This window comes from Halarchaeum grantii (assembly GCF_014647455.2).
Classification (GTDB): Archaea; Halobacteriota; Halobacteria; order Halobacteriales; family Halobacteriaceae; genus Halarchaeum; species Halarchaeum grantii.
In genome coordinates, this window is record NZ_BMPF01000002.1 from 309929 (window position 1) to 333491 (window position 23563).

The following is a 23563-nucleotide window of genomic DNA, read 5'->3' on the forward strand; positions in this document are numbered from 1 at the left end:
TCGGACCCGAGGAGCCGCTGGCTGTTAAACGACCCTCTCTCGGGGCGCGGGTCGCCACGCCTATGTCCGCGCGACCCCCGTCTCTCGGTATGAAGCAGGTCATCGCCGCCCGGACCGACCTCGGGATGGGGCGGGGGAAGCTCGCCGCGCAGGTCGCTCACGCCGCCCTCCAGGCGGCCGAGAAAGCGGACCCCGACGCCGTCCGCGCGTGGAAGGACGCCGGGCAGCCGAAGATCGTCGTGAAGGTCGGCTCCGAGGACGAACTCCTCGGCGTCGCGGAGGAGGCGCGGCGCGCCGGCCTCCCGAGCGCGATCGTCCGGGACGCCGGCCGCACCGAGCTCGAACCCGGCACCGCGACGACGTGCGCGGTCGGCCCCGCGCCCGGCAATCAGGTGGACGCCGTCACGGGCGACCTCTCGCTCTACTGATGCGCGAGGCCCACCCGCTCGAGCGCGCGGTCGGCATGGAGTACTACGCGAGCGACGCGCCCGGCACCGGCGGGTCGCTGCGCGAGTCGGCCGCCGACTTCCGCGTGCGCGAACTCGAGGCCTTCGACACCGAACCCGCGGACGCCGACACCGGCGACTACCCGCACCTCGTCTTCCGCGCGACGCTCACGAACTGGGACACGAACGGCTTCGCGCGCGACCTCTCGAACAAGCTCGGTATCAGCCGCGAGCGCGTCTCGTGGGCGGGGACGAAGGACCGCAACGCCGTCACCACACAGCTCTTCAGCGTGCGCGGCGTCGCCGCCGACGACCTCCCCGAGGTCTCGAACGCGGAACTCGACGTCGTGGGGCGCGCCGGCCGCCCCATCCGCTTCGGCGACCTCCGGGGGAACGACTTCACCATCGTCGTCCGCGACGCCGACTCGGAGCCCGTGGCGGCGGTCACCGACGAACTCGCGGCGTTCGGCGGTGACTGCGGTGACGGCGACGCCGGGACGAGCACGACCGTCGGCGTCCCGAACTACTTCGGCCAGCAGCGCTTCGGGAGCTATCGCGCGATCACCCACGAGGTCGGCCTCCACGTCCTCCGGGGGGAGTGGGAGGACGCCGTGATGACGTACGTCGGGAACCCCTCCGAGCACGAACCGCCGGAGACCCGCGAGGCCCGCGCGCGCGTCGAAGAAGAGCGCGACTGGAGCGCGGCCATCGAGGCGTTCCCGCGCCACTTGCGCTACGAGCGCGCCGTCCTGAACACGCTCGCGGAGAACGGCGGAAGGAGTGCGGGGGACTTCCGCGAGGCCCTCGAGACGTTCCCGTCGAACCTCCAGCGCCTCTTCGTGCACGCCGCCCAGTCCTACGTCTTCAACCTGATCCTCTCCGAGCGCCTCGAGCGCGGCCTGCCGTTCGACCGAGCGGTCGAGGGCGACGTCGTCTGCTTCGCCGACGACGACGGCGACCCCGTCCTCCCCGACACGGACCGCCGCCAGCGCGTCACCGGGCGGCGGGTCGACGTCGTGAACCGCCACGTCGAGCGCGGGCGCGCGTTCGTCACCGCGCCCCTCGTCGGCACCGACACCGAGTTCGGCGACGGCGAACCCGGGGAGATCGAGCGCGGGGTCTGCGAGACGGTCGGCGTCGAGCCCGGCGATTTCGACCTCCCGGGCGCGTTCGACTCCACGGGGACGCGGCGCGCGATCCTCCTCACCACGGACCTCGACGTCACGCGCGACCCGCTGACGTTCGATTTCGCGCTCCCGAAGGGGAGCTACGCGACCGTGCTCCTGCGCGAGTACCTCAAGGCCGGCCCGCTCGACCTCTGAGCGCTCGCACCCGCACCGACCCCCACTGAACCCACACGGGTTTTACGTCCGAGTCGCCTTCCCGGCGGTATGGAGTGTTCGCGCTGCGGGACGCCTCTCGAGAAACCGGGCGACTACTGCCTGGTCTGCGAGACCCGCAACGCGGACACCGTCGTCGTGCACGCCGACCCCGACCACGCGACGCTGACGTTCCTCGACGAGGACGACGTCGTCGGCCGGACGGACATCGCCACCACACCCGAGGAGGACGCCGACCTCGAGGGGCGACGCCTGCGGAACTTTGCGGGCCGGATCGCCGACGAGGTGCGCCGCAAGCGCCCCGAGGAGGTGTACGTCGCGGGCGACCGGTCGGTCGTGCAGGCGGTGCGCGCCGACCTCCACTACACCGTCTACCGCGTCCCCGAGGACGACCCCGTGGCGGCCGTCCTCGAACGCCGCGGGGAGCGCGAGCTCGACGTCGTGGAGAAGGCGCCAGCGGAGAAGATCGGCGGCACGCACAGCACGCTCATCGGCGGGCGCGTCGGCCAGCGCGCCATCCGCGAGGTCGCCGCGCACCCGCACGTGAAGAAGGTGATTCCCGGCCCCATCGAGGCGGGCGGCTCGGGCGCTCGCGGCGGCGTCCGCGCGAAGGTGACGCGCGCGGACGCGAACGGGAACGTCCGCCTCCTCATCCGCGACGGGTCGAGCGTGCAGGAGAACCGCGTCGTCACGACGGCGATGGACCGCGAGACCGGCGAGCGGGTGCGCGACGACCTGAACGAAGCGCTCGCGGACGCGGACCTCGACCGATAGGAGACGCGACTCGCAGGGCTTATGTGCGCGCTGGGGCTAGTGGTCGATATCATGGCCAGCAAGGGCTCCAGTAACACCGGAAGCGCGGGCCGGTTCGGTGCACGCTACGGTCGCGTCGCCCGACGCCGCGTCAGCGACATCGAGAGCGACACGAACGACGACCACACCTGTCCCGATTGCGGCACGGACGCCGTCGACCGCAAGGGCACGGGCATCTGGCAGTGCGGCAAGTGCGGCTACAAGTACGCCGGCGGCGCGTACCGCCCCTCCACGCCCGGTGGCGAGGCCGTCACGCGCTCCATCCGGACCGCGCTCGCCGAGGACGAGACCGAGGCGTAAGCATGTCCTACAAGTGCTCCCGCTGTAAGCGCGACGTCGAACTCGACGCCTACGGCGGCGTCCGGTGCCCCTACTGCGGGCACCGCGTCCTGCTGAAGGAGCGGAGCCGAGACGTCAAGGAAGTCGACGTCCAGTAAGTCGACACGAGGGGGACAATGACACATCGGACGTCCCTCGTTTTCTCCTACGACACGCCCCGCGTAGCGGCAGCCGTGTACGGCGCGGTTCGCGTGGAAGCCGGCGACATCGAGGGCGACCGGACGGACGCGGCCGTCGAGCGCGACGGCGACACCGTCCGCGTCACCGTCGAGGGCGCGGACCTGACGGCGCTCCGGGCGGGCGTGAACACGTGGACGACGCTCGTCGGCGTCGCCGAATCGACCTACGAGACCGGGCGGCGCACGGCGACCCAACACAGCTAGGTCGTGGGCTCTCGTGGGTCGGGTCCGTCGCGACGACACGAGTCCACAGCCCGAGCCGACGACGCCGTCTCTCAGCGCCTCGACGAGCCCGCCCGCTGACGGGGCGCGACGGAACGCAAAGCGGGGGTTTTTACCTCCGGGCGTGCACCATCCACGCATGCAGGGCAACCTTCCGCCCGAGGCACAGGAGAAGCTCGAGGAGCTGCAGGACCTTCAGGAGAAGGCCCAGACTGTCGCGACGCAGAAGCAGCAGGCCGAGACCCAGCTCACCGAGGCCGAGACGGCGCTCGAGGAGCTCGAAGACATCGACGGTGACACCGTTATGTACCGCGAGGTCGGCGAGCTGCTCGTCGAGACCGACTACGAGGAGGCGCAGGCCGACCTCGAGGACAAGGTCGACAACCTCGAGATCCGCGTGCAGTCCCTCGAGAAGCAGGAGCAGCGCGTGGAGAGCCAGTTCGAGGAGCTCCAGGAGGAGCTTCAGGACATGCTCGGCGGCGCGGGCGGCATGATGGGCGGTCCCGGCGCGGGCGGCGCGTAAGCCACCCATGCCGAGTGACGAAGAAGTCGTTCAGACCGCCGCGGAAGCCGCAGAGGGCTACATCTTCTCGCGGGTGAAACAGTCGGACGTTCGCGACCTCGACGTCGCGGTGTCGTTCGAGGACGGCGTCCTCACGATGGACGTCTACCTGAACGCGCCGGAGGCGGACGTCGAGGCGGACGAACTCGCGGACGAGGCGGCACGCGTCGGCCAAGAAGCGGTCGACGACCTCTTCGCGGCGGAAGAGTAGCCCCTCCGTTCTTCCGGTTCTCACGGCCCGCGTAGCCGGAGGTGTGGCGAAACGGCCGGCCTCGGTGGGTCGCGCGGCGGTGTCTCGCGGGGCCGCCGCGCGGTCGCTCGGTTACACGTACGGGGGTGGTGCCGTCATCGCTGAAGAACCCTCACTCCAGGACGCGGGCGATGCAGTGGGTGCGGAACTGCGACGCATCCACCGCGAGCGCCGCCGGCGCTCGCGGCCTTTTTAGTGGAGGTTTTTGTCGCGAGCGGTGTGGTTCGAGAGAGCGGGCTCTCTCGTCATCACGGCAAAAAAGTCCTACGTCAGGAAGAAGATGAGCGCGCTGATGAGGACGGTGACGGCGACGACGACGGCGCCGAGGACGCTCCCGAGGGCGATGACGGCGTTGGCGTGGCTGGCGAGCGTCTCGGTGCGGTCGTTGCCGAAGACGGTAACTTCGGCGTGCTCGGTGGCGACGCCGGCCTCGACGGGTTCGCGGTCGGCGACGGCGTCGCCGGCGAGGTCGAGGACGACGTCGCGGAGGGCGTCCTGATCGAGGGCGTCGCCGACCTGGTTCTCGGACTTGACGGTGTTGACGATGTGGGTGTCGGTCGTCATGATCTCGACGGCGTCGCGCGCGAAGCCGTGGGCGTCGACGAGCGCGTCGACGAGCGCGTCCCGGAGGCCGGGCTCCATGTTGTTGCCGTCGACGAGGACGTAGCACGTCCGCTGGCCGTCGACGGCGGTGACGGCGACGCGGACGCCGAGCGGCCCGATGCCTTCCGTAGGCGTCCAGACGGTGCGGTCCCACGCGGTGCCGAGTTCGAGCGGGGCGGTGTCGGCGTCGGCGAGCGCCTCGCCGAGGTCGCCGGCGCCCTCGATGAGGTTGAAGGAGCGATGCGAGCCGGGGACGACGTGACCGAGGTCCTCGCCTTGTAGGCCGTTGTTGGAGTTGTGCGCGTCCGCGAGGAGGACGTCACCGAGGCCGGCGCAGCGCGCTTCGGCGGCGGCGGCGAGGCCGACGGCGTACTCGATGTCGTCGGCGAACGCGGGCGCGAACGTGACGGCCATGAACGCGTCGTCGTCGCCGAAGCCCTGCCCGATGAGGCTCGCGTCGCCGCGCTGGACGCGCGTGCTCCGCGTGGCGTCACGGGTGTACTCGACGTTCGCGGCGGCGCGCTCGGCGGCGTCGACGAGCGTGTCGACTTCGCGCTCGGTGACGAGGTTGAAGTCGTGGCCGGCGGTGGCGTGCGGGGGGAAGGCGAGGCCGTCTGCGGTCTCGGCGATGCGCTGGGGGAGGTTGCCGCCGCCGATTTCGCCCATCGGCCCGGGGTGGATCATCGGGAGGACGAAGCGCGCTTTCTCGTCGCCGTCGGGCTCGCCGCTGGCTCCGCTCGCTCGTTCGGCGTCGCTTCGCTGGCTCTCAGCGCCGCCGAGGCGACGAAAGGAGAGGACGGTGACGGGGACGATTGCGTCCTCGCCGATCTGCTCGAAGAAGTCCTCGAGTTCGCGCGAGCCCTCGGCGATGTGGCCGATGAACCCGCGGAGGAAGTCGAGACCCGACACCCCGAGACTCTGGCGCCACGGGCGGTCGACGGTGCGGACGAAACCGTACGCGACGAGGGCGTAGAGGGCGCTCATGCCGACGAGGAGGAGGAGGTCGTCGGGCGTGATGAGGAGGAGCCGGGAGGGCGCGCTCTGGGGGCGCGAGAGGAGGGCGGTGAAGAGGGGGCCGCCGCCCTGGTAGACGTAGCGCATCGCGCCGCTGTAGACGAAGAGCAGGAGGCCGGCGGTGGCGGTCTGGATGCTCGCGGGGATGGCGGCGAGCGGGAGGCTGTTGCGCGAGACGGCGAGCACGACGAGGAGACGCAGCGCGAAGATGAGCGCGAGCGCGGCGATGAGGACGTCGAAGACGAAGTTCTGGCCGAGGCTCGTGAGGACGGCGATGACGCTGGCGACGGCGAGGAGCGCGATGACGATGAGCTCACAGCAGAGGGCGAGCAGGGAGGAGCGGTTGTAGGTGAGTTGGCCGTCGAGCCACCGGTCCACGGGCGTGGTGAGGAGGCTGGCGGCGACGGTGGGGAGGCCGATGTAGAAGACGCCCTGCCAGGCGTCCTCGAGGATGTAGGAGGCGTCGAAGGCGCCGATACCCGCGAGCGCGGCGACGAGGAGGCTGAAGCCGACGCTGACGTACCAGTTCGGGGCGCGGAAGATGAACCGGGAGAGCGCCGCGAGGTCGCCCTGCGTCTCGGTCATGGGCGCTTACTCGCAGCGCGCGAGGAAGTTCTCGAAGACGACGTCGCCGCGTTCGGTGTGGGCGACTTCGGGGTGCCACTGGACGCCGTAGCGCTCGCGCTCGGTGTCGCTCATGGCCTCGACGTCGCAGACGTCGCTGGTGGCGGTGCGCGTGAAGCCGTCGGGGACCGCTTTCACTTCGTCGGCGTGGCTCGCCCAGACGCGCGTCTCGGGGGCGAGCGAGCCGACGAGCGGGTCGTCCGCCTCGACGATTTCGACGGTGACGTCGGCGTAGCCGCCGTACTCGCCACCGCCGACCTCGCCGCCGTATTCGGCGGCGATGAACTGCATGCCGAGGCAGATACCGAGGATCGGCACGTCGAGGTCGAGGTACTCGTCGCAGCGGCCCGTCCGGTCCATACTGGGGCCGCCGGAGAGGACGAGGCCGTCGTACGCGGCGAGGTCGCTCGGCGCGGTGTCGTTGTCGACGAGGTCGGTGTCGACGCCGAGGTCGCGGAGGGCGCGATGTTCCAGATGCGTGAACTGGCCGTGGTTGTCCACGACGGCGATTCGAGTCATGGCTCACGGTAGAGTGCGTCGGCCTAAAAAGTCCTCGTAGTCCCGTCGGAGCGGAAGCCGACCGTCCGACGGGAGTTAGGCGACGACGTCGGCGTCCGGGAGGTGAGTCTCGCGGACGCGCCGTGCTTCGGGGCCTTCGGGGACGAGACACGGCGCGTCGACGGCGTCCGCGAAGCGCTCGGGGTCGGGCGCGACCGGTTCGAGGAGGTCGGCGAAGACGTCGTCTCGCCGCCCGGTCATGTAGGTGAAGCCACCGTATCCGCGTTCCGTGAGCGGCGTCGTCCCCGGGTCGGGGAACTGCTCCCGGACGACATCGCCGCCCTCGCGGACGTAGTCGGCGGCCTCGCGCTGGGCGTACTGGCTCTCCGCGTAGTAGCGCTCGGCGTACTCGTCGTCGGCGTCGACGCCGGCGTGGGTCGGGGACTCGAAGCGGACGCCGCCCTCCGGGAGCGCGCCCTCGGCGAAGCAGAAGTTCACCGTGAACGAGTCGGGATAGCGCAGGACGACGAGCACGCAGACCTGGTCGTCGACGGCGGTGTGCTCCTCGATACGGTGGAGGCACTCGCGGTAATAGACGGCGAGTTCGCCGACCCAGTCGTCGCGCTCGCCGGCGGCGTAGGCGTCCGCGACGCCGTCGTAGTCGTCGCCGACGAGCCGGCGGAGGCGGTGCTCGAAGCCGTTTCCCATCTCGTCGACGAGGTAGTCGAGCGCCGCCGAGAGCGGGGCGTCCGGGTCGGCGAGCAACGCGGCCTGCCGGTCCCGGCCGTCGGCGACGCGCGTCATGTTCTCGTAGTGCGTCCGCTCGGCCTCGGGGTCCGGCAGGGGGACGCGCACCGCCCGCCCGTAGAGTTCGCGGACGCCGCGCTCGAACCGGTCGCGCCTCTGGCTCATGCTCGGGGGGAGGGCGGGAGCGAAGCGGCATCAATACGTCGTCCGCGTCAGTCGCGTGTCGGTATCGTCGCTCTCGCGGCCCGCGACGCGTCGCCGCCCCCCGTTCGGCCTGCGTGGCTCGCGCTTTCAGCGCTCGCTCTCGTCGCGGTTCCTCACTCCGTTCGGAACCGCGTAGCCGCCGTCTCGAAGCCGAGCTCGTCGAGTTCGTCGCTGCGTCGGCCCTCCGCTTCGGCGAGCGCCTCGGCGGACGGGCTCGCGTCGTCGTCGATGCGCGCCCACGAGTCGTGGACGGCGCTGTGACACCACCGACAGAGCGTGACGGTTATCTCGTGGCTGACGCCGTCGTCGCCGCTCGCTTCGTCCGCGGACTCGCTTCGCTCGTCCGTACTGCTCACGGTTTCACCGTTCGCGTGTTCTGCCGGCTCACTACGTTCGCCGGCGTTGCTCGCGCCTCCAGCGCTCGCTTCGTCTGCGGACTCGCGTCGCTCGTCCGCATACGCCAGATGGTGTTCTTCGAGGAGCGGGCGGCTGTCGTCGTGGGCGTTCCGGCGTTCCGCGAGGCCGCAGCGCGCGCACTCGTGGCCGTCGCTCTCGGCCGTGTCACCCGGCCCCGCGTTCGCCGTCGAGCGGTAGTGCGGGCAGTCGCGCCACGCCGCGTCGTCGGCCGCGACCGGACAGCGGTAGTCGTCGGCGGCGCGCCGGTCGGCGAACGCGGGGTCGTGCTGGGGGAAGTCGAAGGCGTAGCGGCACTTTCCGTCGCCCGTGACGTGGTCGCAGACCCCGGCGTGTTCGTAGGGGTCGTCGACGCCCACGGCGGTCCCGGTCGGCGTCTTCTTCACACGCGTCGCCTCGCGTCGCGGCGCCAAAAGCGCTTCCCGTGCGCCGGACGGAAAGCGTGAAGCCGTCGCGTCGCCTCTCGGTGGACGTGCGAGTCGTCCACGAGCGCGGCGGCGAGTCGGTCCTCGCGAGCGACGTCGACGTCGCGGACTCCGTCCTCTCGCGGGCGCGCGGGCTGATGTTCCGGCGCTCGATACCGCACGGGTACGCGCTCGTCTTCGAGTTCGGGGGGCGAAAACGCCGGGGCGTCCACATGGTCTTCGTCCCGTTCGCCATCGACGTGCTCTGGCTCGTCGATGAGGAGGTCCAGCGCGTGGAGACGCTGGCGGCGTGGACGGGCCTCGCGAGCGCGGAGGCGGACCGGCTGATCGAACTCCCGGCCGGCCGGGCCGACGGCGTCCGCGTCGGCGACAGGGTTCGCGTCGAACCCTGACGGTCGTTCGTGTCGGACCCGACCGGTTTATGTAGTTCGGGCGTATTCGTGCAGACACGATGACGACACCACAGTCGTCGGAGGATAGAGGAAGTCGCCGCAAGGCGGCTGGCCGTGAAATCCGACGGTAACGAAACCCCGAACACAACCAGCGAGTTCTCGATGGACTTCTTCTCGAACGACACCCTCAGCGACGGCGACGTACAGTTCCTAGACACGACGCTCCGGGACGGCGAGCAGGCGCCCGGAGTCTCCCTCAGCGCGGACCAGAAGGCGGGTATCGCCCGCCGACTGGACGACGCGGGCGTCGCGGCCATCGAGGCCGGGAGCGCCTGCACGAGCGCGGCGGAGCGCGAGACGATCCGGCGCGTCACGGGCCTCGGCCTCGACGCGCGCATCACGAGCTTCTGTCGCGGCGTCCAGCGCGACGTCGACCTCGCGATGGACTGCGGCGTCGACGGCGTCCACATCGTCGTTCCGGCGAGCGACCGGCACGTCGAGGGGAAGGTCGGCTCGACGCGCGAGGAGGTCGTCGAGAAGACGAGCGAGCTCGTCGCGTACGCGAAGGAGAACGACCTCTGGGTCGAGGTCATCGGCGAGGACGGGTCCCGGGCCGATTACGACTACCTCGAAGCGCAGGCCGAGGCCGCCTTCGAGGCGGGCGCGGACCGCTTCTGCTTCGCGGACACGGTCGGGCACGCCTCCCCGGAGGAAGTCTACGAGGGCGTCAGTCGCCTCGCCGAGCACGGCCCGGTCGGCGTGCACACGCACGACGACCTCGGGCTCGCGGTGACGAACGCGCTCGCGGGCATCGCGGCGGGCGCGGACCTCGTGCACGGCACCATCAACGGCATCGGCGAGCGCGCGGGCAACGTCGCCCTGGAGGAGATGGCGATCGCGCTCTGGCACTGCTACGACGTCGAGCCGATGGAGACCGAGCACCTCTACGAGGTCGCGTCCTACGTCGCGGAGGCGACGGGTATCCCGCTCCCGCCGAACAAGGCGGTGTCGGGCGAGAACGCGTTCGCGCACGAGTCCGGCATCCACACGGACGGCACCCTGAAGGACGAGCGGATGTACGAGCCCTATCCCCCGGAGGCCGTCGGCCGGGAGCGCCGCCTCGTCCTCGGGAAGCACGCGGGGCGCGCCGGCGTCCGCGCGGCGCTCGCCGAGCACGACGTCGACCTCGACGACGAGGCGCTCGCGGCGGTCGTCGAGCGCGTGAAGACGCTGGGCGAGAAGGGCCGTCGCGTCACGGACGCGGACCTCCTCACCATCGCGGAGGACGTCCGCGGGCGCTCGCGCGAGCGCCGCGTCGAGCTCCTCGACCTGACGGCGGCGAGCGGGTCGGGGACGCCGTCGGCGAGCGTGCGCGTGCGCGTTGACGGCGACGAGCGCACGGCCGCAGGGACGGGGAGCGGCCCGGTCGACGCCGCGCTCTCCGCGACGCGCCAGGCGCTCGGCTCCGAGTTCTCCTTCCACCTCGAGTCCTACCACGTGGACGCGATCACGGGCGGGACGGACGCCGTGGTCACGGTCGACGTCGAGGTCTCGCGCGGCGACCGCTCGGTGTCGGTCTCCGCGAGCGACGCCGACATCACGGTCGCGAGCGTCACGGCGGTGCTGGACGCGCTCGACCGCCTCCTCCCCGAGGTCGAGAACGAGGAGACCGTCCCCGCCGACGACTGACGCGAGTCGCGACGCACGTCGGTGACTCGCCACGGGGCACCCTCGGTCCGCCGGACCGACTTTACGTGTCGCGTGCCAACACCCTGCATGGTGATGCAGGATGAGCGACCCACCGAGTGAGAAACTGACGCGCGCGTGTCGAAGCGCCATCGGCGACTCGTTGCGCAGCGTCGTCTACTTCACCGAAGACGACTACGAACAGGTCTACCTCCGCGACGACTTGGAGCGAAGCGCGGACCTGGCGTCGTTCGTGGAGAACGAGCGAAGCGGCTTCGAACGCCGGGAGACCGGCGCGAACTCCGAGTTGGGGCCGTACGACTACACCATCCACAGCCACGCGGACGGCGCGTTGACGCGCGTCATCCTCGGCGAGGAGGGCGTCTTCGTCACGACCGACCCGCTCTCGACGGCGCGCTTCGAGGAGGTCGCGATCGCCGTCCGTGACGTCCTCGACGGCGCGACGTGACGCCGGCGGCGCCGCACGGAGCGACCGCTATCCGGATGCGAGCGAGGGACCCGTCGCTATCGCGTGCGGGTTCGTCAGAAGACGCCGAGGGTGAGATTTGAACTCACGAGTCCGTATGGACAGTTGCTTTCGAGGCAACCGCCTTGGCCAGGCTAGGCTACCTCGGCTCACTTCCCCCTATTCGGGGTTCGACTTTAGCCGTTTCGATTCGCGGGCGAGCGACGCGGCGGGGTCGACCCCGACGTGTCCGAACGACCGGCAACCCTATGGTGATACGTGTCACCGCATAGACCATGAACGTCGAGGAGGCGAGTGCGGACGTCGAATCGGTGCTGGACGCCGTCGCGGACGCCGTGGTCGCCGACCGGTCGTTTCTCGAAACGGTTTCCGTCGGACTGCTCGCGCGCGGGCACGTCCTCCTCGAGGACGTCCCCGGGACGGGGAAGACGCTGACCGCGCGCTCGCTGACGCGCGCGCTCGGCCTCGAGTTCTCGCGCATCCAGTTCACCCCCGACCTCCTGCCCTCGGACGTCATCGGGACGCACGTCTTCGACGAGGCCGAACGCGAGTTCGAGTTCAACGAGGGGCCGATCTTCGGGAACGTCGTGCTCGCCGACGAGATCAACCGCGCGCCGCCGAAGACGCAGGCCGCGCTCCTCGAGGCCATGGAGGAGGGCCAAGTGACGGTGGACGGCGAGACGCACGCCCTCCCCGACCCCTTCTTCGTCGTCGCCACCCAGAACCCCGTCGAGCAGGAGGGAACCTTCCAACTCCCCGAAGCCCAGCTCGACCGCTTCGTCGTGAAGTCCTCGGTGGGGTATCCCGACCTCGAGGGCGAGCGCGAGATACTGCGCCGGCGCGCCGGCCGGACGAGCCAGTCGCCGGACGTCGAGCGCGTCCTCTCCATCGAGGGGGTCCGCGACCTCCAGACCACCCCCGAAGCCGTCCGCGTCGAGGACGACGTCCTCGACTACATCGCGGACGTGGCGCGCGCGACCCGCGAGGACCGCCGCGTCGAGGTCGGCGTGAGCCCGCGGGGCACCCAGCGGCTCTTCGAGGCGGCGCGCGCCTACGCCGTCGTCGCGGGCCGCGAGTACGTCACGCCGAGCGACGTGAAGCGCGTCGCGACGCCCGTGCTCGCCCACCGCCTCGTGCTGACGCCGGACGCGACGGTGAGCGGGACGGAGAAGGCGTCCGTGGTCGATTCGGTCCTCGAGCGCGTCGCGGTACCGACCGTCGACTAGCGCAGCGTCCACGCGAGGACGAGCGCGCCGACGAGGAGCGCGACGAGCGCGCCGACCGGCCGGCCCCCGAAGCCGCCGAGCGCGACGCCGTAGACGGCGGCCCCGGCGAGCGCGAGGACGCCGGCGCTCGCGGCGGCGTGAACGAGTTCGGCGTCGCGCGTCCGCGCCTCGACGCCGAGTTGCTCGCCGAGCGAGAGCGCGTTCTCCCCGACGTCCCACGCGAAGAGCGCGGCGGCCGCGACGGCGAGCGCGGGGAGCGGCCCGGCGTCGAAGGCCCCGAGGAGGACGGCGGCGAGCGCGAGCAGGACCGCGCCGACCGCGAGGTCGCGGCGGCGGCCACGGCGCACGCCGGCCGCGAGCGCCGCCGTCCCGGCGATAGCTGCCGTGACGGGGTAGAGGCCGCCGACGGCAGCGACGGCGACGCCGAGGACGCCAGCGAGGACGGCGAGCGTCGCGCCGAGTCGCGTCGGCGCGCGCGCGACGGGGTCGCTCACCGCGACCACCTCGTGGCCGTCCGGGCGAGCGCGACGGCGAGCGGGGTCACCGGGTCCCAGTCGACGACGCGGACGCCGGCGCTCCGGAGCTCGCGGACGCGGCCGCGACGCTCGACGGCGGCGAGTCGCCCGCCGACGCTCTCGCGGCCGGTGACGTCGGGACTGAGCACGGTGACGGGGTAGCCGTGGCTCTCGAGGCGGCGCGCGGTGAACGCGCTCGTGCCGTCGAGGAGGGGCGTGGCGAGGACGATCTGCGCGTCGCGGGGGACGTTCTTGCGGAGGCGGCGGAACGCGAGCGCGTCCGCCGTCGACACGTCGGGGTCGCTCGGCGGGAAGGCGTCGTCGAGCGCGAGGCGCTCGCGGAGGCGGAGGCGGTGGTCGCGCCCGCTCCCCGGCGCGAGCCACGTCCACGTCGGCCCGTAGGCGGCGAGGCCGACCTGGTCGCCGGCGTCGAGGAGGGCGGCGGCGACGTCGCCGGCGCCGCGCAGTTCGTGCTCGAGCGCGGCGACCCCCTCCGCGTCGGTGGCATAGGCGTGCGCGCGGGCGTCGACGACGAGGACGACGCTCGCGGCGCGCTCCTCGCTGAACTGGACGGTCGAGAGGTCGCCGGTGCGCGCCAGGCGGCGCCAGTCGACGCGCGAGAGCGGGTCGCCGGGGCGGTACTCGCGGACGGCGTTGAACTCGACGCCGCTGCCCGGGGAGCTGGTGGTGACGCGGCCGACGCGCCGGAGCGTCTGCGGGCGGAGCGGCGGCGCGTCGATCACGGTGAGCGGGGGCACGCAGGTGAGCGCCGTCTCGGTGGCGACGCGCGTCTCGCGTTCGAGCGACCCCGGGAGGTTGCGCGCGTAGGCGGTGAGCGGGGCGAACTCGTGGCGGCCGCGCGTCGCCTCGACGGTGTACGTGAAGGTGAGCGTGCGGCCGCTGCGGAGCGCGCTCGCGGCGCGCGGCGAGCCGTCGACCACGTCGAGGGCGTCGGGGACGCCGTCGACGACGCGGAGGTCGGGGAGGAACGCGCCGTCGTTCGTGACGGTGACGGTGACGCGCACGTCCTCGCCGGGGTCGGGGTCGGTCTCGGAGAGCGTGCGCTCGAGGGTGAGCGCGGGGTCGGGGGCGTCGGCGGCGTCGGCGTAGCCGGCGACGGCGACCGCGAGCGCGCCGACGAGGAGGACGGCGGGCGAGCGCAGTATCGCGGCGAGGCCGGCGGCGGCGAACGCGAGCGCGGTGACGCCCGTCCAGCGCTCGGTGCGTCGCGGGTCGCTCACGGCGCCACCTCCGTGCGGTCGGACGCGTCGCCGGCGGCGTCAGCGCTCGCGCCGGACCCGTCGTCGTGCAGGCCGGCGATGCGCTCGATTTCGGCGAGCGCGTGGCGGAAGCGGACGTCGAAGACGGACGCGCGCCCGAGGAGTTCGCGGAGGCGGAGGCGTCGCGGCGGGGCGGGCGGGTCGGCGGCGAAGAACGCGGCGGCGTGCGGGTTGTCCGTCCATGTCCCCGCCTCGAGGCGCGCCTCGGCGTCGGCTTCGGTGAGGCCGTCGGCTGTGACGAGGGTGTCGACGGCGAGGCGACGGAGGCGCTCCCGGGCGGTGGTGCGGGCACTGACGCGGGTGCCGGCGCGCGCGTTGGCGTACGTCCGGTCGAAGTCGCGGCCGGGTCGGTCGGCCGCTCGGCGGGTCTCGACGTCGGGCGTCGTGGGGCGGCGGACGGCGGCGCGTGTCGCGCGCGCGTCCCGGTAGACGAGGTAGGCGACGAGGAGCGCGACGCCGCCGACGACGGTAATGGCGGCGGTAGTGAGGGTGATACCGGCGACGAGGCCGGGGACGAACGCCGCCGCGGCGCCGCCGAGGGCGACGAGGACGCCGACGAGCGGGAGGAGGCGGCGACCGTTCACGCCCCATCACCCCCGTCGTCGCCGTAGGCGGCCTCGATGGCGCGCAGCGCGTCGCGGGCGCGCCGAGCACGCTCGTCGTCGACCGCCGCGCCGCCGTAGCGGACGTCGTTGAACAGCTCGGTGAGGGTGTCGACGTGTTCGGCGGCCATGCCGGCGTCGCGGGCGGCGGCCGCGAACTCCTCGGGCGTGCTCGACTCGGGGTTGGGGACGTCGAGCAGGGCGGTCATCTCGCGCCACGCGCGGTAGACCTCGTTCTCGGCGTCGGTGCCGGCGTCGTCGATGCGGTCGGCGGCCGCGCCGGCGGCGCGGCCGACGTCCGTGAGCGTCTCCTCGTCGGGCGCGTCGTCGTCGGTGGTCGCGGGGTCGTCCGACCCGGCGGTCGCGTCGGTGTCGCCGCTGGCGCGGAGGAGGAGGACGGCGAGCACGAGGACGGCACCGACGAGGAGGAGCGCGAGCGCGGGCGGCGTGCTGACGGCGCCGACGGCCCCGCCGCCGCCGGAGCCGTTCCCGGTGAAGGGGAGCGGGGTGCTGGAGACGTTCGTCGAGACGGGCGGCGGTTGCTGCGTGGGGTAGTCGAGCGGGCCGCAGTTCGTGAGGAGCGCGTAGGCGACGAGGCCGGGGAGGAGGAGGACGCCGTAGACGGCGACCAGCGTCAGCCAGTCGTAGCGATAGACGAGGAGCGCGCCGACGAGGAGCGTGGCGAGGAGGACGCCGAGTTTGAACTGCCACGTGAGGAGCGCGGGGACGCACGTCCCGACCGGAATCGGCGGCGGGCCGCCGCCGGACGCACCGCTCGCGTTCTGCTCGCTGCCGAGGACGCCACCGCCACCGAGACCGCCACTGCCGCCGTTGCCGCCGACGCCGGTGGTGGTCGGGTCGGTGATGGTCGCCGCGGCCAGCCCGAGCGCGAGCAGGCAGACCCCGACGACGAGGAGGGCGCGAAGGGCGCGGTGCACGGGTCAGTTGTTACCCGCGTTATAATTAGACCTGTCGACATCGTGTGACTCGACCGCATGGAGCAGGGCGGGTGAGTGCGGGGGACGCGGGGGCGACGGCACGGTGGTGCGGCACGGCGACCGCCCCGCGACGCGAGCGCCGCGCGCGTCAGTCGTCCGAGTCGTCGGCGTCGGAGGGAGACGCGCGGAAGCCGTCCGGGTTCTCGTACATCGCGACGCCGAGTCTCCGCGCGGCGAGCGAGATGAGGTGCGCGCCGGTCGGCGCGGTGGCGAAGAGGAAGACGATGCCGACGAGCGAGGTGAGGCCGGCGTCGAACGGTCCGAAGCGGACGAAGCCCGCGAGGAACATCGACGCGGCGCCGAGCGTCGTCGCCTTCGACGTGGCGTGCATCCGGTTGTAGATGTCGGGGAAGCGCCAGAGGCCGACGGTCCCGACGATGAGGAAGAACGTTCCGACGAGCACGAGCGCGGCGACGACGGCGAGCCGGAGGTCCGAGGGGCCGGCGTGTGCGGCCTCGCTCGCTCCCTCGGTCGCGGCGGTGATGGCGGTCTGAATCATTCGATGATGTCACCCTCGGTGAGGTATTTCGCGGCGACGACGGTCGTGACGAACCCGACGATGGCGAGCATGACGCCGACGAGGACGAAGAAGGACTGCTCGACCTCGATGGCGTGCAGGACGACGATCGCGACGACGCACGTCCCGATGGCGTCGAGCGCGACGGTGCGGTCGGGGACGGTCGGCCCGACGACGACGCGCACCGCGCACGCGAGCGTCGCGAGCGCCGCGACGACGGTTCCGAACGTGAGCACCGCGTAGTAGACGGTCTCGACGCTACTCATCGTCGCTCACCTCCAGGCGCGAGGGCGCGGGCGCGGGCGCGTCGGGGTCAGCGTCCTCGTCGAAGATGACGAGCGCGTAGCGCTCCCAGCGCCGCACCGGTTCGACGAGACCATCGAGATCGGCGGCGTCGACGGCGTGGACGTGGAGCGCGTTCGCGTCGCCGTCGTAGTCCATGGTGAGCGTTCCGGGCGTGAGCGTGATGGAGTTGGCGATGACGGTGACGGCGGCGTCGGACTCGACGCGGAGCGGGATGACGACGACGCCGGGGTCGAGCGGCATCGACGGCGCGAGCACGCGCTTGGCGACCTCGACGTTCGCCGTGAGGAGCTCGTAGACGAACGTCCCGACGTAGCGGGCGACCGCCGGGACGACCGCCGTCGTGCGCGAGAGGTCGCTCCGGCCGGGAAAGAGCGCGCGGAAGACGTAGGCGACCGGCAGGGAGAGCGCGAGGCCGATCACGAGGTTGGCGGCGACCGCGCGCGGCGTGCCCGGCGTCTCCGCGACGAATATCCAGACGACGGCGAGCGCGAACCCGGCGGTCACCCAGCGCGGGACGTCCCTCACGCGCCACCACCCCCGAGGACCGCGCGGACGTAAGCGTCGCGCCCGGCGCCCGTGGCGACGTGGCCGGCGGCTTCGGCGAAGCGATAGACGGGGTCGAAGCCGACGCCGACGGCGAGCACGCACGCGGCGAAGGCGACGACGACCGCGACCTGCACGCGGTCGGGCGACGCCATCGTCTCGACGGCGGCGGTGCGCTCGCCCCAGAAGCCGCGGTTCCACGTCCGGGAGACGTAGGCGATGGTGAGTATCGCGCCGGTGACGGCGACCGCGAGCACGCCGAGCGAGCCGCCGACGGCGGCGACGCGGAAGACGAGGAGCTTCGAGAAGAAGCCGGCGAGCGGCGGGATGCCGACGAGCGAGAGGCCGCCGACGAGGAACGCGCCCGCGAGCACGGGCGTCCGCCCCGCCAACCCGCCGAGGTCGCCGAGGTCGGTGGTTCCGGCGGCGTCGCTGATGGTGCCGGTGACGAGGAAGAGGAGGGGTTTCGCGAGCGCGTGGTTGAGCGCGTAGACGAGCGCGGCGGCGACGCCGGCGGCGCGCAGGTCGGGGACGGCGGCGGCGACCGCGAGCGGGAGGACGATGAAGCCGACCTGCGCGATGCTCGAGTAGGCGAACGTCTCCTCGAGCGTCGGCCGGTCGAGCGCGACGAAGCCGCCGACGAGGGCGGACGCGCCCGCGAGCACGAAGAGGACGGGCCCGTAGACGCCGAGGAGGCCCGATTCGACGCCGGGGAGGACGACGCCCGGGCTGGCGGCCGCGAACACCGTGAAGCCGAGGCGGACGATGGCGTAGACGCCGACCTTCTTCGCGACGCCGGCGAGCATCGCGGCGGCGGGCGCGGGCGCCGCCGAGTAGGCGGCGGGAACCCACCACTGGAAGGGGACGAGGCCGGCCTTCAGCCCGAAGACGGCGAGGAGGAGGAGCGAGAGGCCGAGGACGGGCGCGGACTCGGCGGGCGTCGCGCTCGCGAGCCAGCGCGCGATGTCCGCCATGTTGAGCGTCCCGGTGACGCCGTAGATGCCGCCGACCGCGAGCAACATCACGCTGGAGCCGACGAGGTTGAGGACGACGTAGCGCGTCGCCGCGAGCGTCCCGTCCTTCCCGCTGTAGAAGGCGACGAGGCCGTAGGAGGCCATCAGCGTCACCTCGAACCAGACGAAGAGGTTGAAGACGTCGCCGGTGAGGAACGCGCCCGTCGCGCCGACGAGGAGGAAGTGGAAGAGCGCGTGGTAGGAGACGCGCTGGCCGGGCGCGTTCACGTACCGGAGGCTGTAGACGAGCGTCAGGGGCGCGACGACGGCGGTCATCGCGAGCATGAACACGGAGAGCGGGTCGGCGACGAGGGTGATGCCGTAGGGCGCGGGCCAGTCGCCGACCTGGTAGGCGAGCGTGTCCGCCGGCCAGAGCCGGGCGACGAGCGCCGCGACGGCGAGCGCGTAGCCGACGACGCCAGCGAGGCTGAGCGCGCGCTGGAGGCGGGGGGCGGTGCGGACGAGCATGCACGCGACCGCGCTCACGAGCGCGACGAGCAGCGGCGCGACGACGAGGTTCGTCGTCATCGCACCGCACCCCCGATGTCCTCGAGGTCGATACTGCCGTGTTCCTCGTACGTCCGGTAGACGAGGACGAGCAGGAGCGCGGTGGTCGCGAAGCCGATGACGACTGCGGTGAGCACGAGCGCCTGCACGAGCGGGTCCGTGACCGCGCCCTCCTCGTGGCCGATTATCGGCGCGATGCCGCCGATACCGCCCATCGTAACGAGGTAGACGTTCGTGGCCTGCGAGAGGATGAGCACGCCGAAGACGACGCGAACGAGGTCGCGCCGGAGGACGAGGAACGTCCCGACGGCGAAGAGCACGCCGAGCGCGACCGCGAGGACGACCTCGACGGGCGACCCGGACGTGCCCGCCATCCCGGTGCCGGTTCCGGACCCGGTCGCGGCGATGACGGCGCCGCTCATTCCGCACCCACCACCGAGATTATCGTGAGGAGCGCGCCGACGACGACGGCGTAGACGCCGAGGTCGAAGACGAGGGCGGACGCGAGCTCGATGTCTCCGAAGAGCGGGACGGTCGCGTGGCGGAACGTCTGAGTCATGTATGGGATGGTCGTGCCGGTGAGGTAGCCGTAGGCGATCGAGGCGAGGCCGCCGGTGACGGCGATGCCGAGGCCGGCCGCGTAGAGCGATTGGTAGTCCCGAACGATGCCGTGCTGGACGTGCTCGACGGCGGTCTCGACCTCGCGGCCGAGGACGTCGTCCTCGACGCCGTCGAGGCCGTAGGCGAGGTAGGCGAGCGCCATCGCGGAGGCGGCGAGGACGCCGGCGATGAAGCCGCCGCCCGGGAGGTTGTGCCCCTGCAGGAAGAACGCGAACGAGACGACGAACCCGAGGGGGACGACGACGCGCGCGACGGTGCGGAGGATGACGGTCACGCGAGCCACCTCCGCGTGGCGAGTGTGGCCCAGCCAGACCGCCGTCTGGCGCTGGTCACGAGAATCCCCCCCGGGTTCTCGTTACCCAGTTGGACCACAGGTCCAACGCTGGTCACGCAAGCTACCTCCCGCCGGTCGGCGTCGCGTGTCATGGCGTCTCACCTCGCTCGCGCATAACGATGAGAGTCAACACCGCGACGGCGGCCATCGCGATGACGGAAATCTCGCCCATCGTGTCGATACCCCGGAAGTCCACGAGGATAACGTTCACGAGATTGTGGCCGCCAGCCTCGGGGACGGAGTTCTCCACGAAGTAGGAGGCGATGCTGTCGGGGGTCGCGCCGGTCGCGACGAGCGTGGTGACGGTGACGAACCCGCCCACGAGAACGGAGAGGACGGCGTCCCGTGCCGCCCGCGAGCGCTGGATGCGCCCGTAGTAGCTCGGGAGTTTGTCGAGGATGACGAGGAAGACGACGAACGTCACGGTCTCGACGACGACCTGCGTGAGCGCGACGTCGGGCGCGCTCGCGAGCACGAAGAAGACGGTGACGCCGAAGCCGACGACGGAGAGCGCGAGGACGCCCGCGACGTGCGAGGGCGCGCGGATCGCGGCGAGCGCGGCGAGCGCGGCGACGGCGAGGATGACGGTGAGCGGGATGCCGAGCGTCGGCGTCGCGAGCGGGACGCCGACGCTCGTCGCGAGATAGCCGAGGCCGCCGAGGCCGACGGCGCCCGCGAACGTCCACGTCGCGTACGTGCGCAGTCGGTCCGTCCAGAGCGTCCGGTGGGTGGCGGTGCTCGCGCGGTTCGCGCCGAAGACGAGCGTGTCGTACCACCAGTCCGCGCCGAGCGGCGGGACGGCATCGAGCGCCCCGGTGACGGCGGCCTGTACGCGCTCCCAGACGAGGTAGGTGAGCGCGCCGCCGCCGAGCGCGAGGGCGCTCATGACGACGGCGGGGGAGACGTACGTCGGGAGGTAGTAGTGGAAGGAGAGGTGGTCGGCGCCCGGCGGGAGCGTGCTCGCGGCGACGTGGCCGACGAAGGACTCGACGGGCGCAAGGGGAAATCCGAGCGCGGCCGTCACGCCGCCGAGGCCGACGACGCCCGCGAAGCCGGCGAGGAGGAGGGGCGGGCCGTTCATCGACCACGGCGCGCGGTGGACGTGCCCGAGCGCCTCCGGTTTCTCGCCGAAGAAGACGGCGAGGAAGCGCAGCGAGTAGACGAGCGTGAAGACGCTCCCGACGACGGCGATGACCGGGTACGCCCACGTGAGGCCGCCGTCGTGGGCGGCGAGGTGATAGGCGGCCTCGAAGAGGAGTTCCTTCGAGTAGAAGCCGTTGAACGGCGGGACGCCGCCCATGCCGAGCGCGGCGACGGCGGTGACGCCGGCGACGACGGGGAGGTCACGCCAGAGGCCGCCGAGTTCGGAGAACTTCCGGGTGCCGGCCTCGTGGGCGACGATGCCGGCGACGAGGAAGAGCGCGGCCTTGAACGCGGCGTGGTTGAGGATGTGGAAGACGCCGGTCTCGGCGCCGACGGCCGTGGAGAAGCCGAAGCCGGCGACGATGAGGCCGAGGTGGCTCACCGTCGAGTAGGCGAGCAGCTCCTTCAGTTCGGTCGCGCAGACGGCGAGTATGGCCGCGATGAGCATCGTGACGAGGCCGAGCGTGACGAAGATGTGCGTCCAGTCGTCGCCGACGAGGATGGGGCGCATCCGGCCGAGGAGGAAGACGCCGGCCTTGACCATCGTCGCGGAGTGGAGGAACGCGGAGACGGGCGTCGGCGCGGCCATGGCGTTCGGGAGCCAGACGTGCAGGGGGAATTGCGCGGATTTCGCGGCGGCGCCGACACCCACGAGGGAGACGATGGGGAAGAGGAGGCCGGCTTGCTCGACGGCGGCGCGCGTCGCCGCCGGGTCGGCGAGCATCGCCGCGAGGCTGTACGTCCCGGTGGCGGAGGCGAGGAGGACGAAGCCGACGAGCATGAAGAGCCCGCCCCCGACGGTGAGGAGCATCGCCTTGCGCGCGGAGTAGCGCGACTCGCGCTCCTCGGAGTAGTGGCCGACGAGGAGGAAGGAGGCGACGCTCGTCAGCTCCCAGAAGCAGAAGAGGACGACGAGGTCGCCGGCGTAGACGACGCCGAGCATCGACCCCATGAAGGCGAGCATCGTCGCGTAGTACTTCGTCTGTCCCGGTTCTTCGCGCATGTAGCCGGCCGAGTAGACGAAGACGAGGACGCCGACGCCGCTGGCGAGCGCGCCGACGAACGTCGCGAGCCCGTCCACGTAGAAGCCGAACGTGACGCTGAGCGGGCCGACCCACGTGACCGAGGCGCCGCCGTGGGTGCCCGCGAGCGAGGCCACGAGCGCGAGGCAGACGGCCGCGACGGCGGCGGCGTAGTACGCCGTCCGGTTGCCGAGCTGTCGTGCGACCGCGGGCGTCGCCGCCGCCGCGGCGAACGGCAGGCCGACGAGGGCGACGAGCACCCACAGGTCGGGTGTCGGTTGCACACTCGATTCGTAGGGGAGTTTGACTATAAATCTGGTCAAGATAGCGTCCGACGCGTCGAGCGTTCGCGGAGGGGCGCGCCCCGGCGCTACTCGCCGGTGGGCGCAGCTCCGTGCGCTCGGGTTCGGCCACCCCGGCGAAGAACCGACCGGGGTTCCGGGCGGGCGTCGCCGACCCGCCCCGCGTCCGTTTAAGTACTTCTCGTCACAAGTAGTAGATACGAGCGAGGGACGGCCCGTCTGGGCCGCACCGATTCTACCGTGGTCCCGCGTCGAGTAGTCGTGCGTTTATCCGTCTGCGCGCGGTAGCGGGGCGTGATGACCGACGCCGCCACGTCGGCCCCCGAGTTCGAGGTGGTCGACGAGGAGCAGTTCAGCGCACGTCCCGGCGACGGCGCACTCGCGCGCTCCGCCCACCGCCGCGACACCACCGTCGGCCGCTGGGGCCCGACGAGTCCGAGCGCCACCCAGATCGGTCGCGCGCGCTCGCCCGAGGGGGACGTCTCCGAGAACCTCCGGCGCCTCCACGACGAGCGCCACCCCGCGACCGAGGGTCACGGCGCGCGCCAGCACCGACTCGAGAAACTCCGCATCACGCAGGCGCTCTGCAACGACCTCGACGTGACGCCGTGGCAGCGCGACCGCGCGCTCGGCGTGATGGTCGACCTCGACCTCACGGCGTTCGGGAGCCAGCGCGCCATCGAGAAGGTCGCGCTCGTCACCATCCGGCACGTCGTCGACGACGAGCGCGAGCGCTATCTCGGGTTGCAGGACCAGGAGTGGCTCGCCGAGCGGTCCCCGGAGCGACTGGAGGCGCTCTACGAGCAGTTCACCTCCATCACGGACGACCCGCACTTCGAGGCGCTCGCCGCGAAGCACGGCCTCGAAATCACGAACCTCAACCGCCTCCGGCGCGTGCTACGCGACCAACTGGACGAGCAGGACCTCCACGGCGCCGTCTACGGGCGCAACCCCTACCGGGACCCGAACCTCCCGAGTTCGGACCTCCGCGAGTCCGAGCAGCGCGGTTCCGACGACAGGAGGAACCGCGAAGAGACGAGCGGGGAGCGGTAGCGACCCGCGAGCGACGCGACGGCGGCGCGCGAACCGTCGCGCACCGGGCGTCGCCGGTGCCGTTATGGTCCCGGGTTGCGTGCGTACTCGTGTCATGGCAACCGGAACGGTCGACTTCTTCAACGACACGAAGGGGTACGGCTTCATCGAAACCGACGACGCGGACGACGACGTCTTCTTTCACATGGAGGACATCGGCGGCGAGGACCTCGAGGAGGGCCAAGAGGTGGAGTTCGACATCACACGGACCGACAAGGGTCCGCGCGCGGAGAACCTGAAACGGCTGTAGGGCGGGCGGGTGTTTTTACGGAGTGCGTTCGAGCCGGTTCGAGCGGC

At 71.9% G+C, this 23563-nt stretch carries 29 protein-coding genes and 1 tRNA gene; 14 read left to right on the plus strand and 16 right to left on the minus strand.

Annotated elements, in window-relative coordinates; all coding sequences use genetic code 11:
- The first annotated feature begins 89 nt into the window (after positions 1–89).
- The 8 genes from pth2 to IEY12_RS07855 all read left to right on the plus strand — a co-directional run bounded on the left by pth2 (position 90) and on the right by IEY12_RS07855 (position 4112).
- Complete coding sequence (pth2, locus tag IEY12_RS07820) at positions 90–428, plus strand: peptidyl-tRNA hydrolase Pth2 (protein WP_188882081.1); 339 nt, start codon at positions 90–92, stop codon at positions 426–428.
- On the plus strand, positions 428–1768 hold the full coding sequence (gene truD, locus IEY12_RS07825) for a tRNA pseudouridine(13) synthase TruD (RefSeq protein WP_188882083.1): 1341 nt from the start codon (positions 428–430) through the stop codon (positions 1766–1768). The genes pth2 and truD overlap by 1 nt, the downstream gene beginning before the upstream one ends.
- Positions 1769–1837: 69 nt before the next feature.
- The gene (locus IEY12_RS07830) at positions 1838–2560 is read left to right on the plus strand and encodes a DUF2103 domain-containing protein (protein ID WP_188882086.1); all 723 of its coding nucleotides are present in this window, start codon (positions 1838–1840) and stop codon (positions 2558–2560) included.
- 51 nt (positions 2561–2611) lie between these two features.
- Positions 2612–2899, plus strand: a complete 288-nt coding sequence (locus IEY12_RS07835; RefSeq protein ID WP_188882091.1) for a 50S ribosomal protein L37ae — start codon at positions 2612–2614, stop codon at positions 2897–2899.
- 2 nt (positions 2900–2901) lie between these two features.
- The gene (locus IEY12_RS07840) at positions 2902–3036 is read left to right on the plus strand and encodes a DNA-directed RNA polymerase subunit P (RefSeq protein ID WP_123074201.1); all 135 of its coding nucleotides are present in this window, start codon (positions 2902–2904) and stop codon (positions 3034–3036) included.
- Positions 3037–3054: 18 nt separating this feature from the next.
- The gene (locus tag IEY12_RS07845) at positions 3055–3321 is read left to right on the plus strand and encodes a KEOPS complex subunit Pcc1 (protein ID WP_188882094.1); all 267 of its coding nucleotides are present in this window, start codon (positions 3055–3057) and stop codon (positions 3319–3321) included.
- Between the two features lie 157 nt (positions 3322–3478).
- A complete protein-coding gene (locus tag IEY12_RS07850) occupies positions 3479–3862 on the plus strand; it encodes a prefoldin subunit beta (RefSeq protein ID WP_123074203.1) in 384 nt (127 codons plus the stop codon).
- A gap of 7 nt (positions 3863–3869) precedes the next feature.
- On the plus strand, positions 3870–4112 hold the full coding sequence (locus tag IEY12_RS07855; RefSeq protein WP_123074204.1) for a DUF3194 domain-containing protein: 243 nt from the start codon (positions 3870–3872) through the stop codon (positions 4110–4112).
- Positions 4113–4415: 303 nt separating this feature from the next.
- Here IEY12_RS07855 and IEY12_RS07860 read toward each other — a convergent pair whose 3' ends face one another.
- The 4 genes from IEY12_RS07860 to IEY12_RS07875 form a co-directional block, all read right to left on the minus strand.
- Positions 4416–6353, minus strand: a complete 1938-nt coding sequence (locus tag IEY12_RS07860) for a DUF2070 family protein (protein WP_188882097.1) — start codon at positions 6351–6353, stop codon at positions 4416–4418.
- Positions 6354–6359: 6 nt separating this feature from the next.
- Entirely contained in the window at positions 6360–6911 is a 552-nt protein-coding gene (locus IEY12_RS07865) for a GMP synthase subunit A (protein WP_188882100.1), read from the minus strand.
- 75 nt (positions 6912–6986) lie between these two features.
- Entirely contained in the window at positions 6987–7802 is an 816-nt protein-coding gene (locus IEY12_RS07870; protein WP_188882102.1) for a hypothetical protein, read from the minus strand.
- Between the two features lie 152 nt (positions 7803–7954).
- Positions 7955–8641, minus strand: a complete 687-nt coding sequence (locus tag IEY12_RS07875) for a DUF7097 family protein (protein ID WP_188882104.1) — start codon at positions 8639–8641, stop codon at positions 7955–7957.
- Between the two features lie 86 nt (positions 8642–8727).
- Here IEY12_RS07875 and IEY12_RS07880 point away from each other — a divergent pair, with 86 nt between their 5' ends.
- The 3 genes from IEY12_RS07880 to IEY12_RS07890 all read left to right on the plus strand — a co-directional run bounded on the left by IEY12_RS07880 (position 8728) and on the right by IEY12_RS07890 (position 11227).
- Positions 8728–9072 carry a DUF192 domain-containing protein gene (locus IEY12_RS07880; RefSeq protein ID WP_188882106.1) on the plus strand — a complete coding sequence of 115 codons (345 nt, stop codon included), beginning with the start codon at positions 8728–8730 and terminating at the stop codon, positions 9070–9072.
- A 162-nt stretch (positions 9073–9234) separates the two neighbouring features.
- Positions 9235–10761 carry a 2-isopropylmalate synthase gene (locus IEY12_RS07885; protein ID WP_188882108.1) on the plus strand — a complete coding sequence of 509 codons (1527 nt, stop codon included), beginning with the start codon at positions 9235–9237 and terminating at the stop codon, positions 10759–10761.
- Between the two features lie 100 nt (positions 10762–10861).
- Positions 10862–11227, plus strand: coding sequence for a DUF7522 family protein (locus IEY12_RS07890; RefSeq protein ID WP_188882111.1), 366 nt, complete (start codon positions 10862–10864; stop codon positions 11225–11227).
- Between the two features lie 82 nt (positions 11228–11309).
- On the opposite strand, the gene IEY12_RS07895 is transcribed toward IEY12_RS07890, so the two are convergent.
- Positions 11310–11394, minus strand: a tRNA-Ser gene (locus tag IEY12_RS07895).
- A 126-nt stretch (positions 11395–11520) separates the two neighbouring features.
- On the opposite strand from IEY12_RS07895, the gene IEY12_RS07900 reads away from it, so the two are divergent.
- The gene (locus IEY12_RS07900; protein ID WP_188882121.1) at positions 11521–12471 is read left to right on the plus strand and encodes an AAA family ATPase; all 951 of its coding nucleotides are present in this window, start codon (positions 11521–11523) and stop codon (positions 12469–12471) included.
- Here IEY12_RS07900 and IEY12_RS07905 read toward each other — a convergent pair.
- The 11 genes from IEY12_RS07905 to mbhE form a co-directional block, all read right to left on the minus strand.
- Complete coding sequence (locus IEY12_RS07905; protein ID WP_188882123.1) at positions 12468–12965, minus strand: DUF7519 family protein; 498 nt, start codon at positions 12963–12965, stop codon at positions 12468–12470. The genes IEY12_RS07900 and IEY12_RS07905 overlap by 4 nt on opposite strands.
- A complete protein-coding gene (locus IEY12_RS07910; protein ID WP_188882125.1) occupies positions 12962–14227 on the minus strand; it encodes a DUF58 domain-containing protein in 1266 nt (421 codons plus the stop codon). Before IEY12_RS07910 ends, IEY12_RS07905 begins: the two co-directional genes overlap by 4 nt.
- Positions 14224–14850, minus strand: coding sequence for a DUF7269 family protein (locus tag IEY12_RS07915; RefSeq protein WP_188882133.1), 627 nt, complete (start codon positions 14848–14850; stop codon positions 14224–14226). Before IEY12_RS07915 ends, IEY12_RS07910 begins: the two co-directional genes overlap by 4 nt.
- Positions 14847–15806, minus strand: coding sequence for a DUF4129 domain-containing protein (locus IEY12_RS07920; RefSeq protein WP_188882135.1), 960 nt, complete (start codon positions 15804–15806; stop codon positions 14847–14849). The genes IEY12_RS07915 and IEY12_RS07920 overlap by 4 nt, the downstream gene beginning before the upstream one ends.
- A 148-nt stretch (positions 15807–15954) precedes the next feature.
- On the minus strand, positions 15955–16365 hold the full coding sequence (gene mnhG, locus IEY12_RS07925; protein WP_188882137.1) for a monovalent cation/H(+) antiporter subunit G: 411 nt from the start codon (positions 16363–16365) through the stop codon (positions 15955–15957).
- On the minus strand, positions 16362–16649 hold the full coding sequence (locus IEY12_RS07930) for a monovalent cation/H+ antiporter complex subunit F (RefSeq protein WP_123074216.1): 288 nt from the start codon (positions 16647–16649) through the stop codon (positions 16362–16364). The genes mnhG and IEY12_RS07930 overlap by 4 nt, the downstream gene beginning before the upstream one ends.
- A complete protein-coding gene (locus IEY12_RS07935; RefSeq protein ID WP_229871039.1) occupies positions 16642–17214 on the minus strand; it encodes a Na+/H+ antiporter subunit E in 573 nt (190 codons plus the stop codon). Before IEY12_RS07935 ends, IEY12_RS07930 begins: the two co-directional genes overlap by 8 nt.
- The gene (locus tag IEY12_RS07940) at positions 17211–18773 is read right to left on the minus strand and encodes a complex I subunit 5 family protein (RefSeq protein ID WP_188882141.1); all 1563 of its coding nucleotides are present in this window, start codon (positions 18771–18773) and stop codon (positions 17211–17213) included. The genes IEY12_RS07935 and IEY12_RS07940 overlap by 4 nt, the downstream gene beginning before the upstream one ends.
- Entirely contained in the window at positions 18770–19126 is a 357-nt protein-coding gene (locus IEY12_RS07945; RefSeq protein WP_229871099.1) for a sodium:proton antiporter, read from the minus strand. Before IEY12_RS07945 ends, IEY12_RS07940 begins: the two co-directional genes overlap by 4 nt.
- Before the next feature lie 44 nt (positions 19127–19170).
- A complete protein-coding gene (locus IEY12_RS07950) occupies positions 19171–19647 on the minus strand; it encodes an MnhB domain-containing protein (protein WP_188882144.1) in 477 nt (158 codons plus the stop codon).
- A 148-nt stretch (positions 19648–19795) separates the two neighbouring features.
- Positions 19796–22156, minus strand: a complete 2361-nt coding sequence (gene mbhE / locus IEY12_RS07955; RefSeq protein ID WP_188882146.1) for a hydrogen gas-evolving membrane-bound hydrogenase subunit E — start codon at positions 22154–22156, stop codon at positions 19796–19798.
- A gap of 315 nt (positions 22157–22471) precedes the next feature.
- Here mbhE and IEY12_RS07960 point away from each other — a divergent pair, with 315 nt between their 5' ends.
- Together IEY12_RS07960 and IEY12_RS07965 are read left to right on the plus strand one after the other, a co-directional pair.
- On the plus strand, positions 22472–23227 hold the full coding sequence (locus tag IEY12_RS07960) for a DNA-directed RNA polymerase subunit epsilon (RefSeq protein ID WP_229871045.1): 756 nt from the start codon (positions 22472–22474) through the stop codon (positions 23225–23227).
- Between the two features lie 94 nt (positions 23228–23321).
- On the plus strand, positions 23322–23516 hold the full coding sequence (locus IEY12_RS07965; protein WP_188882150.1) for a cold-shock protein: 195 nt from the start codon (positions 23322–23324) through the stop codon (positions 23514–23516).
- Positions 23517–23563 lie beyond the last annotated feature (47 nt).

Bases quoted from the DNA above. Each gene is read 5' to 3' on its own strand.
- pth2 (WP_188882081.1), top strand. From the start codon at position 90: ATGAAGCAGGTCATCGCCGCCCGGACCGACCTCGGGATGGGGCGGGGG.
- truD (WP_188882083.1), top strand. From the start codon at position 428: ATGCGCGAGGCCCACCCGCTCGAGCGCGCGGTCGGCATGGAGTACTAC.
- IEY12_RS07830 (WP_188882086.1), top strand. From the start codon at position 1,838: ATGGAGTGTTCGCGCTGCGGGACGCCTCTCGAGAAACCGGGCGACTAC.
- IEY12_RS07835 (WP_188882091.1), top strand. From the start codon at position 2,612: ATGGCCAGCAAGGGCTCCAGTAACACCGGAAGCGCGGGCCGGTTCGGT.
- IEY12_RS07840 (WP_123074201.1), top strand. From the start codon at position 2,902: ATGTCCTACAAGTGCTCCCGCTGTAAGCGCGACGTCGAACTCGACGCC.
- IEY12_RS07845 (WP_188882094.1), top strand. From the start codon at position 3,055: ATGACACATCGGACGTCCCTCGTTTTCTCCTACGACACGCCCCGCGTA.
- IEY12_RS07850 (WP_123074203.1), top strand. From the start codon at position 3,479: ATGCAGGGCAACCTTCCGCCCGAGGCACAGGAGAAGCTCGAGGAGCTG.
- IEY12_RS07855 (WP_123074204.1), top strand. From the start codon at position 3,870: ATGCCGAGTGACGAAGAAGTCGTTCAGACCGCCGCGGAAGCCGCAGAG.
- IEY12_RS07860 (WP_188882097.1), bottom strand. From the start codon at position 6,353: ATGACCGAGACGCAGGGCGACCTCGCGGCGCTCTCCCGGTTCATCTTC.
- IEY12_RS07865 (WP_188882100.1), bottom strand. From the start codon at position 6,911: ATGACTCGAATCGCCGTCGTGGACAACCACGGCCAGTTCACGCATCTG.
- IEY12_RS07870 (WP_188882102.1), bottom strand. From the start codon at position 7,802: ATGAGCCAGAGGCGCGACCGGTTCGAGCGCGGCGTCCGCGAACTCTAC.
- IEY12_RS07885 (WP_188882108.1), top strand. From the start codon at position 9,235: ATGGACTTCTTCTCGAACGACACCCTCAGCGACGGCGACGTACAGTTC.
- IEY12_RS07890 (WP_188882111.1), top strand. From the start codon at position 10,862: ATGAGCGACCCACCGAGTGAGAAACTGACGCGCGCGTGTCGAAGCGCC.
- IEY12_RS07900 (WP_188882121.1), top strand. From the start codon at position 11,521: ATGAACGTCGAGGAGGCGAGTGCGGACGTCGAATCGGTGCTGGACGCC.
- mnhG (WP_188882137.1), bottom strand. From the start codon at position 16,365: ATGATTCAGACCGCCATCACCGCCGCGACCGAGGGAGCGAGCGAGGCC.
- IEY12_RS07930 (WP_123074216.1), bottom strand. From the start codon at position 16,649: ATGAGTAGCGTCGAGACCGTCTACTACGCGGTGCTCACGTTCGGAACC.
- IEY12_RS07940 (WP_188882141.1), bottom strand. From the start codon at position 18,773: ATGACGACGAACCTCGTCGTCGCGCCGCTGCTCGTCGCGCTCGTGAGC.
- IEY12_RS07945 (WP_229871099.1), bottom strand. From the start codon at position 19,126: ATGGCGGGCACGTCCGGGTCGCCCGTCGAGGTCGTCCTCGCGGTCGCG.
- IEY12_RS07960 (WP_229871045.1), top strand. From the start codon at position 22,472: ATGACCGACGCCGCCACGTCGGCCCCCGAGTTCGAGGTGGTCGACGAG.
- IEY12_RS07965 (WP_188882150.1), top strand. From the start codon at position 23,322: ATGGCAACCGGAACGGTCGACTTCTTCAACGACACGAAGGGGTACGGC.